Source organism: Natronorubrum daqingense, assembly GCF_001971705.1.
Taxonomy (GTDB): domain Archaea; phylum Halobacteriota; class Halobacteria; order Halobacteriales; family Natrialbaceae; genus Natronorubrum; species Natronorubrum daqingense.
This window is the reverse complement of sequence record NZ_CP019327.1, coordinates 1,035,372-1,047,839: the sequence shown is the minus strand read 5'-3', so window position 1 is coordinate 1,047,839 and position 12,468 is coordinate 1,035,372. Positions and strand designations below refer to the sequence as shown.

13 protein-coding genes are annotated in these 12,468 nt (G+C 60.6%); 9 read left to right on the top strand and 4 right to left on the bottom strand.

Annotated elements, in window-relative coordinates; translation table 11 throughout:
• Positions 1 to 153 precede the first annotated feature (153 nt).
• Positions 154 to 1,356, top strand: a complete 1,203-nt coding sequence (locus BB347_RS05115; protein WP_076577752.1) for a pyridoxal-phosphate-dependent aminotransferase family protein — start codon at positions 154 to 156, stop codon at positions 1,354 to 1,356.
• Between the two features lie 55 nt (positions 1,357 to 1,411).
• Here BB347_RS05115 and BB347_RS05110 read toward each other — a convergent pair whose 3' ends face one another.
• Both BB347_RS05110 and BB347_RS05105 read right to left on the bottom strand, forming a co-directional pair.
• The gene (locus BB347_RS05110; RefSeq protein WP_076577754.1) at positions 1,412 to 1,717 is read right to left on the bottom strand and encodes a DUF7116 family protein; all 306 of its coding nucleotides are present in this window, start codon (positions 1,715 to 1,717) and stop codon (positions 1,412 to 1,414) included.
• A gap of 245 nt (positions 1,718 to 1,962) precedes the next feature.
• Positions 1,963 to 2,202: a DUF5816 domain-containing protein gene (locus BB347_RS05105; protein ID WP_076577756.1), complete on the bottom strand. Its 240-nt coding sequence runs from the start codon at positions 2,200 to 2,202 to the stop codon at positions 1,963 to 1,965.
• Between the two features lie 153 nt (positions 2,203 to 2,355).
• Between BB347_RS05105 and BB347_RS05100 the strand changes: the two genes are divergently transcribed.
• Positions 2,356 to 2,766 (top strand): universal stress protein, encoded by a 411-nt coding sequence (locus BB347_RS05100; protein WP_076577758.1) that lies wholly within the window; start codon positions 2,356 to 2,358, stop codon positions 2,764 to 2,766.
• A gap of 30 nt (positions 2,767 to 2,796) precedes the next feature.
• On the opposite strand, the gene BB347_RS05095 is transcribed toward BB347_RS05100, so the two are convergent.
• Together BB347_RS05095 and BB347_RS05090 are read right to left on the bottom strand one after the other, a co-directional pair.
• Positions 2,797 to 3,240 (bottom strand): universal stress protein, encoded by a 444-nt coding sequence (locus tag BB347_RS05095; RefSeq protein WP_076577760.1) that lies wholly within the window; start codon positions 3,238 to 3,240, stop codon positions 2,797 to 2,799.
• Between the two features lie 85 nt (positions 3,241 to 3,325).
• The gene (locus tag BB347_RS05090; RefSeq protein ID WP_076577762.1) at positions 3,326 to 4,321 is read right to left on the bottom strand and encodes a mechanosensitive ion channel family protein; all 996 of its coding nucleotides are present in this window, start codon (positions 4,319 to 4,321) and stop codon (positions 3,326 to 3,328) included.
• 187 nt (positions 4,322 to 4,508) lie between these two features.
• Between BB347_RS05090 and trmB the strand changes: the two genes are divergently transcribed.
• From trmB to BB347_RS05055, 7 genes are all read left to right on the top strand, one after another.
• Positions 4,509 to 5,573, top strand: a complete 1,065-nt coding sequence (gene trmB, locus BB347_RS05085) for an HTH-type sugar sensing transcriptional regulator TrmB (protein WP_076577764.1) — start codon at positions 4,509 to 4,511, stop codon at positions 5,571 to 5,573.
• 342 nt (positions 5,574 to 5,915) lie between these two features.
• A complete protein-coding gene (locus tag BB347_RS05080) occupies positions 5,916 to 7,391 on the top strand; it encodes an extracellular solute-binding protein (RefSeq protein ID WP_076577766.1) in 1,476 nt (491 codons plus the stop codon).
• Positions 7,381 to 8,424, top strand: a complete 1,044-nt coding sequence (locus BB347_RS05075; protein ID WP_076577768.1) for a carbohydrate ABC transporter permease — start codon at positions 7,381 to 7,383, stop codon at positions 8,422 to 8,424. The genes BB347_RS05080 and BB347_RS05075 overlap by 11 nt, the downstream gene beginning before the upstream one ends.
• Entirely contained in the window at positions 8,424 to 9,506 is a 1,083-nt protein-coding gene (locus BB347_RS05070; RefSeq protein WP_076577770.1) for a carbohydrate ABC transporter permease, read from the top strand. The genes BB347_RS05075 and BB347_RS05070 overlap by 1 nt, the downstream gene beginning before the upstream one ends.
• Positions 9,507 to 9,519: 13 nt before the next feature.
• Positions 9,520 to 10,707 (top strand): ABC transporter ATP-binding protein, encoded by a 1,188-nt coding sequence (locus BB347_RS05065; protein ID WP_076577772.1) that lies wholly within the window; start codon positions 9,520 to 9,522, stop codon positions 10,705 to 10,707.
• A gap of 121 nt (positions 10,708 to 10,828) precedes the next feature.
• Positions 10,829 to 11,896, top strand: coding sequence for a Gfo/Idh/MocA family protein (locus BB347_RS05060; protein ID WP_076577774.1), 1,068 nt, complete (start codon positions 10,829 to 10,831; stop codon positions 11,894 to 11,896).
• Between the two features lie 203 nt (positions 11,897 to 12,099).
• Positions 12,100 to 12,414: a hypothetical protein gene (locus BB347_RS05055; RefSeq protein WP_076577776.1), complete on the top strand. Its 315-nt coding sequence runs from the start codon at positions 12,100 to 12,102 to the stop codon at positions 12,412 to 12,414.
• The last annotated feature ends 54 nt before the right edge of the window (positions 12,415 to 12,468 follow it).

Below are 12,468 nucleotides of genomic sequence, written 5' to 3'. Positions count from 1 at the left end.
TGGAGTACACCGTCCTCGGCCTTCAATATGTGGCTCGTGTGAGCAAGAGTCACGCTGCTCCAGCACTGTAATCGCCAAATGCAGTGTGGACTCGCGTGTGGGTGCCGTGGCGATGCGTGAACGTTTTTGAGGGTTCCGCTCCCACAGGGTACCATGTCAGATGCTGACGAGGCGATAGACGTCGCGGAGATAGACGAGTTGACGCCACCGGATCGGACGCTGATGGGCCCAGGGCCGAGCGATGTCCATCCACGCGTGCTGCGAGCGATGAGCACGCCGCTCGTGGGCCACCTTGACCCCTCGTTCGTCGAGATCATGAACGAGGTGCAGGAACTCCTTCGCTACACGTTCAGAACCGACAATCAGTGGACGATCCCGGTGTCGGGAACCGGCTCCGCGGCCATGGAAGCTGCCATCGGGAACGTCGTCGAGCCAGGAGATACCATGCTCGTACCGACGAACGGCTACTTCGGCGGGCGAATGGCGTCGATGGCGCGTCGCGCCGGCGGCGAGGTCGTCGAGGTCGACGCGCCGTGGGGCGAACCCCTCGAGCCCGCAGACGTTTCCGACGCGCTGGCAGAACACGACCCCGATGTCTTTGGCTTCGTTCACGCGGAGACGAGTACGGGCGTCCTCCAGCCCGACGTTCCCGAACTTACCGGGGCGGCCCACGACCACGACGCGCTCGTGATCGCCGACACGGTCACCTCGATCGGTGGCGTCGAACTCCGCGTCGACGAGTGGGACATCGACGTCGCCTACGCGGGGCCACAGAAGTGTCTCTCCTGTCCACCGGGCGCGAGTCCGCTCACGCTCTCTGAGGAGGCGATGGACAAAGTCCTCTCGCGCGAGGAAGATCCGCGCTCGTGGTACCTCGATCTCTCCTTGCTCGAGGGATACTGGGGGAACGAACGCGCGTACCACCACACGGCACCGATCACGAACGTCTACGCGATCCGCGAGGCGCTGCGACTCGTCGCCGAAGAGGGAATCGAGCAGCGTTGGGCGCGCCATGAGCGACTCGCCGGCGCGTTGAAAGCGGGCGCAGAAGGAATGGGTCTCGAGATGAACGCGCCGGAGGAGTACTGGCTTCCGAGTCTCAACGCCGTCCGCGTTCCGGACGGAATCGACGACGGAGCGGTCTGTTCGGAACTCATCGAGCGCTACGACCTCGAGGTCGCGGGTGGGTTGGGAGACCTCGCCGGCGAAATATTCCGCATCGGTTGTATGGGACACTCCGCACGCCCGGAAAACGTCATTTACGTCGTGACGGCGCTGGGTGACGTCCTCGAGTCGATGGGTGCGGACGTCGACCCCGGTGCAGGTGTCTCTGCGACGCGAAACGCACTCAAGTAACGACGCAGTCGCTGCGCTTCCGGAAGGTGGGTTCAATAAAATAAGGCCGTGATCGTTAGGCAGTCGCGTGCGGGCCCGGCGGGGCACGTTCGACCTGATAGTCGTCACCGTCGACGACGATGATGGCCCACTCGTATTCAGGGCTGCGACGCCGAAGTTCGGTCTCGAGTTCGTCTACGTCCTCAGGTTGTGCAACATAACAGTGGAACTGTCCGGATTCGTCCGACAGTTCTGCTGTCTCGAGGACGGTGTTGACGTGGACGACCTTCCATTCGCGTTCGGCGCGGAACGTCGGGCCGTTTCCTTCGACGCTGTATCCGAGTTCAGCGAATATCGACCTGGCCTGCTCGACGAGTCGCATGTTAACAGGACCCATTCGTATAGACAGTTGTTGGCATACACCATAAGTGTTGGTCCGACACGAGAATTCGAGGTAAGTTCGGGTTGTCGACAGAATCTCCGAGTAGCGGTGGATAAACCACGACGGAATCGGTCAATTTAGTGGGTGGACGTCACCTCTACGTCGTCGATGGAGGGCGGTTTTCGCGACGGAAAACTGAGCACGAGAATCGGTAACTGGAGACGAGTCTCGTGAGTCGAACGCGGTTACTCGTGGGCGGCGTCCCACTCGGTCGGTTTGCGGAAGTTCCCACACTGATTGCACTTGATTCGGCCCATCGAATCCATCGCGTTGTCGAAGCTCTCGCAGTTCGAACAGTACCAGCCGTATCGACTGTCAGCCGCTCGAGACTCGTAAGCCACGAGAAACGGTCCCTTCGAACCGCGGTCGCCATCCGTCTGTGACACGTAGACGGTCGTTCCGTCGTCGGTGGACAGTGACTGCATGCGCTTCCCTACCGTCGCTCGGGGTAAATGACTGTCTGTCCAGGTTCGAAACTCGTTTCCGAAACGGACCGTCCGCCAGTCCGTGACAATTGTGCACACCCGTGACTGTCCGCACTGAAAGGTTTACCCGGTGGCGAACCGTTCGGGTGAATAATGTCGCTGGTCGTGGTTCCCGTTCGGTATCCACTGTCGAAGCACTCGCGTCGAACGCTCGAGAGCGCAATTTCAGTTGCGCGCGAGCGCGACGCGGCGTTGACGGTTCTCCACGTCGATCTCTATCAGAACGGGAAGAAAGTCACGAGAATTGATCTCAAGAACGCTGTCGAGCGCGAATTCGGACGTCTCGAGAACGTACGCTACGTCGTGCGGACCGGGTTTTTGGTCGAGGAGAGCATTCTCGACGAGGTGGCAGCAGAGGAAGCCGACGCGGTCGTCATCGGCAGTCGACAGGCGAGTCGCCTTCGCCGGATTTTCCGCCGGTTCACCGACAATCCGAATATCGACCAATACCTTCGTACACACCTCGAGTGCGAGATTATCACCGTCGAGAGTGCGCGCGCCTGAAGAGTAACGCGCGAGTAGAAACCCGTCGACTCACGCAGTAGTTCCCGCATTTCGGACGACGAAAACCGGTATTTCTGCGTTGTCGACGACGCGTTCGGACACGCTTCCGAGAGACGTCACTTTTTCTCGCGCACTCTTGCCGCGCGTTCCGATCACGATCAGGTCGATATCGTGATCGTCTGCGTACTCGAGGATCGTTTTCGACGGCGTTCCTTTGTGGACGTCGCGTGCCGTCTCGAGACCGCGTTCTGTGGCAGCGTCCGTGACGGCAGTGACGGCTTCACGACCTTCGTCCTCGAGTGAGTGCTCGAGGTCGGTCCCAGTTTCCTCGGTCGCCGCTGCGGTGATACGGCTGTCGACGACGTACAGCGCGTGGACCGTTGCATCGTTGTCTTCGGCGATAGCAAGTCCGTGCTCGAGCGTTTCGTCGGTCGTTTCGCTCCCGTCCGTCGGAATGAGAATATCGTCGTACATCGCTGTGCTAGTACGTGACTTCGTGACAAGATGGGATAAAAGACTACCACGATTCCAGTGGGCGGAAAGCGCGGGCGGCCTAAGATCATTCGCTGTCGTCGTCCGGTTCTCGACGAGAACCGGTCGAATCGTGGTCGTGGGCGTCAACCGGGACATCGGGTTTCGACCGTGTCTGTTGGGCGTCCTCGACTGTCGTCCGAGCGACGCCGCTGGTGTCGTCGAAGACGTGGTGACGGTGTGGGTAGGCGAACTCGACGTCCAACGCTTCGAATCGGTCGTAGACAGCCGTTTGGACGTCCGAGCGGGAAACGGCTTGCTTGTAGGGATGTTTGATCCAGAAGCGAAGTTGTAGCGCGATCCCATCTTCGACGTATTCGTCGATCGTACACATCGGTGCAGCGGCGTATCTGGCGCTTCCAATTCGGATATCCGGCCCGCCAGAGATAACGGTATCGACGGTCCGAGCAGCCCGTTCTGCCTGACGCCGTGCTTCCTCGAGGTCGCTCTCGTACGTAATTTCGAACGAGATGGAGATGCGAGTTCGTTCGTCTTCAGCGGAGTAGTTGATGACGTCCCGTTCGTGGATTTCCGCGTTCGGGATAACGATGAACGTATTCTCGAGGGTGAATATTTTGGTGTAGCGAATCGTGATATCTTCGACGAAGCCTTTGTGTTCCTCGTCGGTGATTTCGATCATATCTCCGATTTCGTAGGGCTGATCGGCGAGGATGAAGAAGCCGTTGATCAGACTGCCAACCAGCGGTGCGAGGACGACGGCGATAACCGCCGAAATGACGGTCACCGAGAGGAGGATCTCCGTATCGCCAACGCCGAGAATCCAGGCCGCAACGATGGTCGCGACGGCCAGAACCGAGATTCGAACGCCGCGAAGGACGGTTCGAGTAACGCTCGGTCGGTCGATTCGTCTGGCGATCGTTCGACCGGCGAGTTGGACGACGAGTTTCGAGAGATACCAGCCGAGGACGACGATACTGATCGCAAGTACGAGCTGAACGACCCACTCCGGCGGACCGAACGGAAGGATTTGGTGCACGTACTCGGTGAGTTCACTCTCGGTCATGACAACCCCTCGCGCATGACAGCAAATCAGGGTCGCAGTGGTTAAGGGTTCTGACTATCACAGTCCCGATGTCCTGAGAGATGTTGGCAGAACGATTCCGAATCGTTCTCGAGACTACCCGATTTCGAAAAGAGGTGCTACTCAGAGTATAATAAATCATTTAGCCGTCGGGACCGTACGAATCGATATGGCTTCAGACGAACTTCGTTCGACCGTCGAGCAGGTCGGCGATCGGTTCAACCTCGGAGAATACGAGATCGATGCCTATCTCACCGTGTTAGAGCAGGGACAACTGACGGCAAGCGAAATCGCAGACCAAACTGACATTCCCCAGCCCCGCGTCTACGATACGGTCCGCAGTTTGAGCGACCGCGGACTGGTCGAACTGCGCGAGTCTCGACCGATGAAGGTCGTCGCGATCGACCCGGAAGACGCCTTCGAGAACGTCCAGGACTCCCTCGAGGAGATGATCTCCGAACTCGAAGCACGCTACACGGCACCCGCACGCGATACGGAGGCGGTCTCCCTCGTCAAATCGCGCTCGACGATCCTTCGGTATCTCGAGGAGGTCATCGCCGACGCAGAGTTCGAACTCTCGGTGTCGCTGACGCCGGAGCTCCTCACGCGGTTCGAAGCGGACCTCAAGGAGGCCATCGACGACGGCGTGAGCGTCGATCTGATCGTCACGCCGGCGAACGAAGCGCCCGATCCGGACGAGTTCGACTACCTCGAGGTCGCGACGACTGTTCGAGCGCGGCGCGGAATTACGACGCCGGTCGTCGCCGTTGCAGACGGGAACTACTCGATGTATGCGACACAGGACGCCTTACGTGACGATCAAGACCGTTACGGCGTTATCTTCAATCGGTCGGCGCTTGGCTTCCTGGTCTCGGGATTCTTCGGTACCGTTCTCTGGACGACCGCCGAAGAGACGCTCGCCGAGAACGGCGTTGCCGGCACCTACCCGCGCAAGTACGCCTCGATTCGTCGGTGCGTCAAGGACGTCCTCGACGAGGGCGGGGAGTTCTACGCGACCATCGACGGTCGAGACGTCGAAGTCGGCGGCCCGCGTGTCGTTCGCGGTCGCATTCTCGACGTTTCCTTCGAGGTGAGCGAAGAAGTCGCGTCGCTTACGCTCGAGACCGAAGACGGCGAAGAAGTCTCCGTCGGTGGTCGCGTCGCCGCGTTAGAGGACGTCGAAGCTCACGAGATTCACATCGGCCGCCACGAGCCACCGACGCTCGAGGACTAACACCGAACACGACCCAGAATCCGAACCGAAACCAGAACGTGAGACGACGTTCGAACTCGGCCCCGAATTCGAACGCGTCTCGATAGTCACTTGACGGGTTTCCGTCGCCTCGTGGCTCACGTTCGTACCGTTTCTCGCTCCGAATTCCTGGATAGGACTTCGTGAGTACTCAATTTCGCCGACGATCGCTCCAGAACGGCCGTGTGCGCCTCGCTCGGATCTCTCGTCACTTCTCGAGGGGCGTAACGACGGATTACTCCGGTGATCGGTTTCGCTAGTTGTGGTAGGCATAATCATGCAAGCAGACTAATTAAGCACTGAAGCGCCGTGTATTGAGTTCGGATGGGAGACGAGACTGGCGGACGATTCCAGCGGGCTGGCGTGTCACGCCGGACGTTCGTACGAACCGCGTCAGTATCGACGGCGCTCACCGCGACGGCGTTGGCCGGTTGTCTCGGGCGTGGACGAGACGAAACAACCGTCGTCATGACCGGTGCGACTGATTTCGAGGAGATTCTCCACACGGAAGAGGGGGAACCCTCGGTCCAGCAGGCACTGTGGGACGCCGGGCTCGACGAAAATATCACGGTCGAACTCCAGACGGTCGTTAGCGACTCGGTCCAGCGGATGCAAGAAGCGCAATCGACGCTCCAAGCCGGCCGAGCACCCCCCGACATTCACATGATGGACAGCGGATGGACGATTCCGTTTATCCTTCGCGGGCAGACGCGAAACCTGACCGACGCGTTTCCGGACGACGTCGTCGAACAGATCGAATCCGAGTATCTCGAGGAAGCACTCGAGACGACCCAGCACCCGGAGACGGGGGACCTCCACGGACTTCCGCTGTTTCCCGATTTCGGAATGATGTTGTACCGACAGGATCTCGTCGAGGACGCCGGATACGACACGGAGGAGTGGGACACGGAGCCGCCGTCGTGGGAGTTGTTCGCCGAGGCGGTCGCCGAGACGCAGTCCGAACACAATGTCGACTTCGGCTACACCACGCAGGCGGCCGCGTTCGAGGGACTGGCGTGTTGTTCGTTCAACGAGGTGATGACGACCTGGGGCGGTGGCTACTTCGGCGGCACGGAGAACCTCTTCGTCGCCGGCGAGCGACCGATCACCGTCACCGACGACGGCGTTCTGGATGCAATTCGGATGATGCGAGCGTTCATCCACGGCGAGGACGACGAACACGCACTCGAGGGCTACCCCCAGATCAGCCCCTCGGCCATCGTTCAGTGGTCCGAAGAGGAGTCACTCGGGCCGTTCGCGGGAGGCGACGCCGTCGCCCATCGAAACTGGCCGTTTTCGATCGCCGAAACCGGCGACGATGAGGTGTTCGGCGAGGATCTCGGCGTGATGGCCCAACCGTACGCGGTCTCCGAGGACGACGCCGAGTACGAGGGCGTCGGTGGAACGGCCGCCGCACTCGGCGGGTGGCACCTCACGCTCAGTCCCTACACCGATCGCGAGGACCTCGCGCTCGAGGTGCTCGAGGCCTTCACCCACGAGGAGGTCATGCTCACGATTTTCGAACTGCAGGGCTTCCTGCCGCCGAACATCGACCTCATCGAGGAGGCGGACCCGGACGAAATCGGCCCGATCGCACGGTACACCGACCAACTCCAACTCGCCGGGGAGAATGCGATTTCACGGCCGGTCACCGACGTCTGGCCGGAGCAATCGGCGCTCATCTTCCAGGAGATCAACGCGGCCTATCGAGGCGCAAAATCGCCCGAGGAAGCGATGAACGATCTGGACGAGCGACTCGAGCGAAGCGAATCGGAGGTGGCCGAGCAACATGGCGACTGATACCGACGAGAACCCGTTGATTGGCGGAGAAGAAGGGCGGGAACGAGACCGAGACCGAAGCGGAAACGCCGTCGTCAACTGGATGGAGAATCTGAGCGAGGCCGCGTACGCCTACTTGCTGTTGATCCCGGCGTTCGCGTTACTCACCCTGATCGCGTTCTACCCGCTCATTCAGACGTTCGTCATGTCGTTGCGCTCCGATGAGACGCGGGGTGTAGAGCCACTCGGTGAGTTCGTCGGCGTCGAGAACTACGTCGACATACTCACCGGAAACGCTCGTCTCGCCCGGCAGTTCCTCGACGTCACGGTCTCGACGTCGTTTCCGTTCGTCGAACTCGGCGTGCCGTTCCTGCAGCAAGCGTTGTTCGTGACGCTCGCGTTCGCCGTCATCAGCGTCATCGCCGAGACCCTCATCGGCTTCGGACAGGCGTACGTTCTCGATCAGGAGTTCCGAGGCCGGCGGTGGGTTCGCGTCGCGATCATCCTCCCGTGGGCGGTACCGATCGTGATCCAGGGGATGATCTTCTTCTTATTGTTCCAACCCGAAGTCGGCTTCGGCAGCGACCTGATGCAGTGGCTCGGTCTCTTCGGGGCAGATCCGCTGGCCGATAGTCAGGATTCGTTCATCATCATCCTCATCGCCGACATCTGGAAGTCCTCGGCGTTCATGGCCCTGCTCATCCTCGCGGGACTCCAGAGCGTCGATCGGAGCCTCTACGACGTCGCACGCGTCGCCGGCGCGTCGCCGTGGCAACGGTTCAAGCGAATCACGCTGCCCCTCGTCATGCCGGCACTGCTAGTCGCGATGTTGTTCCGAACGATGGACGCGATGCGCGTCTACGGCCTCATCGAATCGACGGCCGGCTGTACGACCGTCCCCTCGCTGACCTGTCTCGTCGTCGAAGCGATGTTCGGCGGGACGCGGATCTTCGCGACGGCTGCCGCTATCGCGTTCGCGACGGCGCTGGTGATCGGCCTGATCATCTCGGTGTACGTGTTCTTCTTCCGGGATACGCAAGGAGGGCTCTACTGATGACGAACGATACCTCACCGACCGGCGGAGACGACCCGCTCGAGCAGTCCTCCGACACCGTGTCAGAAGAGGCACGTGGGACGGAACCGGCTCAGACGCCACCACAACGGATAGCCGATGGGGGGCGTCCCGAATCTCAGGGGCCCGACGCGCTGATGGGTGAAGACGACGCGGAACTCGACCGCGGACCACTCGAGCGATGGGTCGCGAGTTCGATTTCGAACCCGACGCGGGCGTACCGGGCGATGTTCTACACCGCGACGATTTTCTTCCTGTTCACGACGCTCTTTCCGTTCTACTGGTTGCTCATGGTCGCGCTCACGCCGGAAGGGCAACAACAAGATATCATCCTCACGCCCAACGGATTCAATCCCGGCGCGTTCGTCGAGGTCTTCCAGGTATTGCCGTTTCACTGGTACATCTTCAACAGCTTCGTGATCGCGACGGCCTCGACCATCTTCGTCCTGATCGTCGCCAGCCTCGCGGGCTACGCCTTCGGCCGTCTCGAGTTCCCGGGGAAAGTACCGCTCATGTTGCTCGTGCTGGTCATTTCCTTCTTCCCGCCAGCCGCGTTTTTCATCCCGCTCAACGAGTTGTTCAACACGCAGTTCGTCGCCCTCGAGCCGATCACCGGCGACGGCTCGCTGTACAACACGCCCGGAGCGATGGTGTTGCCACTCTCGGCGATCTTCATGCCGCTGGCAATTTTCATCCTGACGACGTTCTACAGCCAGATTCCCGACGGACTCGAGGACGCCGCCCGCGTCGAAGGGACGACTCGCCTCGGCGCGCTGTTTCGCGTCATCATCCCGCTGTCGGCACCCGGCGTCGCGACCGCGGGTGTCCTCACGTTCATCGCCGTCTACAACGAGTTCTTCTTCTCGTTCCTGATGACCGACGGCCAACCGGAGAACTGGGCTCCGATTCTCGAGGGTATCCTCGGCTATCAGGGCCAGTACGAGGTGATGTACCACCTGATGGCCGCCTCGAGCATCATCGGCGTCATTCCGGTCGCGATCCTCGTGATCATCGCCCAGGAGAAGATCGTGAGCGGACTGACCGCCGGCGCGCTCAAGGAGTAACCAAGATACAACCATGGCACGAGTACGACTCGAGAACGTCACGAAACGCTACGAAGACGTCACGGCAGTCGACGACGTCAGTCTCGACATCGAAGACGGCGAGTTCGTCACATTCGTCGGCCCCTCCGGCTGTGGAAAGTCGACGACGATGGAGACGGTCGCCGGCCTGACGAAACCCACGGACGGGAAGGTGTACATCGGTGACGACGACGTTACCACGCTCGCACCCAAGGATCGCGGCGTCGCGATGGTCTTCCAGAACATCGCGCTCTTTCCCCACATGGACGTCTTCGAGAACATCTCCTTCGGGCTTCGCCTGCGCAAGTACGACGACGAGGAGATCGACCGCCGCGTCGAGCAAGCAGCCGATATCGTCCAACTCGAGGGCATGCTCGAGCGAATGCCCGACGAGATGTCCGGCGGCCAACGCCAGCGGGTGGCGATCGCCCGCGCGATCGTTCGCAATCCGGACGTTTTCTTGATGGACGAACCGCTGGCGAATCTCGACGCCAAACTCCGGGTACACATGCGGACGGAGCTCCAACGGCTTCACCGACAACTGGGGACGACGATCATCTACGTCACGCACGATCAAGCCGAGGCGATGACGATGTCCGATCGGATCGCCGTCTTGAACGCGGGGAAACTCCAGCAAATCGCCCCGCCACTAGAGTGTTACAACGAACCCGCAAACCGGTTCGTGGCGGGCTTCATCGGCTCGCCGTCGATGAACTTCGTCGACGGCGAACTCGACGAAAGCGGCCTGCAAACACCAAACTTCCACATCAGTCTCGATTCCGAGACGCTCTCGGGCGTAACGGTTGGCGACGCAGTGACACTCGGCGTTCGGCCGGAGGACATCCACCTCAGTGAGTTTGCGGACACGATCCACCACTCGACGGCACCAATCGACGCTCGGACCGACGTCCTCGAGCCGATGGGTGATGAGGTGTTCGTCTATCTGTTGCTCGCGGAAACGTCGTCGCAGTCGATGGCGGAGGACCCGACGTCCTCGTCCGACCAACTGTTGATGAGCGTGACGCCGGATACGGAGGTGTCCGTCGAACAGGACGTAGACATCGTGCTCGATCGATCGAAGATTCACCTCTTCGAGACGGAAACTGGTGACGCACTCGTCCACGGCCTCGTCGACCACTCCGAACGGGAGCCGGGGACCACGACTCGAGAGGCAGATAGTTGAACCGGCGAGCGACGAACGGGGCCAATGAACAGTCGCCAACGGAGCAAAGAGGGTCGAGCCCCTAATTTGATATAGCGATATCGAATATATCGAGGGATTCGGCCACACCGAGGCTAGGACAATGACACCGGATCGAAACGACGTACGAACAGGAATCATCGGACTGGGAAACATCGGCCAGTACCACGCAGAGCGACTCGTCGACCTCGGTATTCCGCTGGTCGGCGGCATGGACGTCGCTCCGGAAGCACGGTCGCGATTCGCACGCCGATACGATGTGGACGTCTACGAAGACCATCAGGAACTCTACGATACAATCGACGCGGTCATCATCACGACACCGAACAAGTACCACGAAGCGTACGCCATCGACGCCTTCGACCGCGACCTCCACGTCCTCATGGAGAAACCACTCGCTCACTCTCTCGAGAGTGCGGAGCGAATCGCAGCGGCAGCAGATGAGTCGGCCGGCCACTGTATGGTGGGATTCAACAACCGATTCGCGAACACGGTCCAGATCGTCCACAATCGAATCGATCGCGGTGAACTCGGGGAAATTACGCACATCGAGGCGAACTACGTCCGTCGGCGAGGAATCCCGGGGAGAGGATCGTGGTTCACCAGACGCAAGATTGCAGGTGGCGGGGCGCTCATCGATCTCGGCGTCCACGCCGTCGACCTCGCGCTGTTCTTACTCGACTATCCGGATCTCACGGAGGTCACCGGCGTTGCCCGCGGTGAGTTCGGCGCGAGCGACGAGTACGCCTACCTCGAGATGTGGGGCGAAGACGCCGGTCCCGCCGGATTCGACGTCGACGACTCTGCGAGCGCGTTCGTTCGGTGTACAGGGAATCGAACGATTTCGCTCGAGGTCGCGTGGGCGACGAATCGCCCGGCAAACCACGAGTTCGTGGTTCGAGGCACCGAGTCGGCCGCCCGCTTCGACTTGCTCGAGGGCGATCTGTCGATCCACTCGGCGAGTACGACAGGCCCGGATCACCTCGAGAATACGACGATCGAAACGCGCCAGAACGACACCCATTCGGCGGAGCAACGCGCGTTTTTCGAGGGTATTCGTCGTGACGACCCGCCTGAACACAGTATCGAACAGGCGCTGGCCGTCCAGGAGGTCATCGAGGCGATCTATCGCTCGAGTGAAGCGGGGAAAACGATCGCCGTCGAAGAGTGATTCGTGGCCAGAGACGGAGTGACGAGCGGAGTAAATTTCGCACCGATCGCACACTCATCGTCGGATCGGGTGCGCACTGCCTTTCAGTGCCAGCTAACTGGTGTCTCACTGAGAGCGTCGGTTCGTGCCGGTAGCGGTTTCCGATTTTTCGTGTGTCACATGCAAGTGTGCGCTTTTGGGGGCAAACGGTGGTAGACGTCAGTATGAACGTGAACCGATCGCTCGTTCTCGAGGTGAACAGGTACGAAGTCCCCGTCGGAGAACCCGTCGTCGTTCGCGTCACGTCGAGCAACCGTCCGGTCGAGGGTGCGATCGTCGAGGCCGGTTCGAAGCGGGTCAGAACCGACGCCGGTGGGTGGTGTGAAGTGACGTTTCACTCGCCCGGATTCTGGAAAATTATCGCGGCCAAATCGCCGACGGATACCACCGCGTACAAACCCGTCTCGACCCTCGTGCGAACCTTGCCACGCACCTCGACGAGGCGAAAAGCACGACCAACCGACCCGCTTCGACTGTAACTCGAGACGGACCGTCTCGATCGCCGGCCATCGTTTTATTTTACCGGCCGTCGA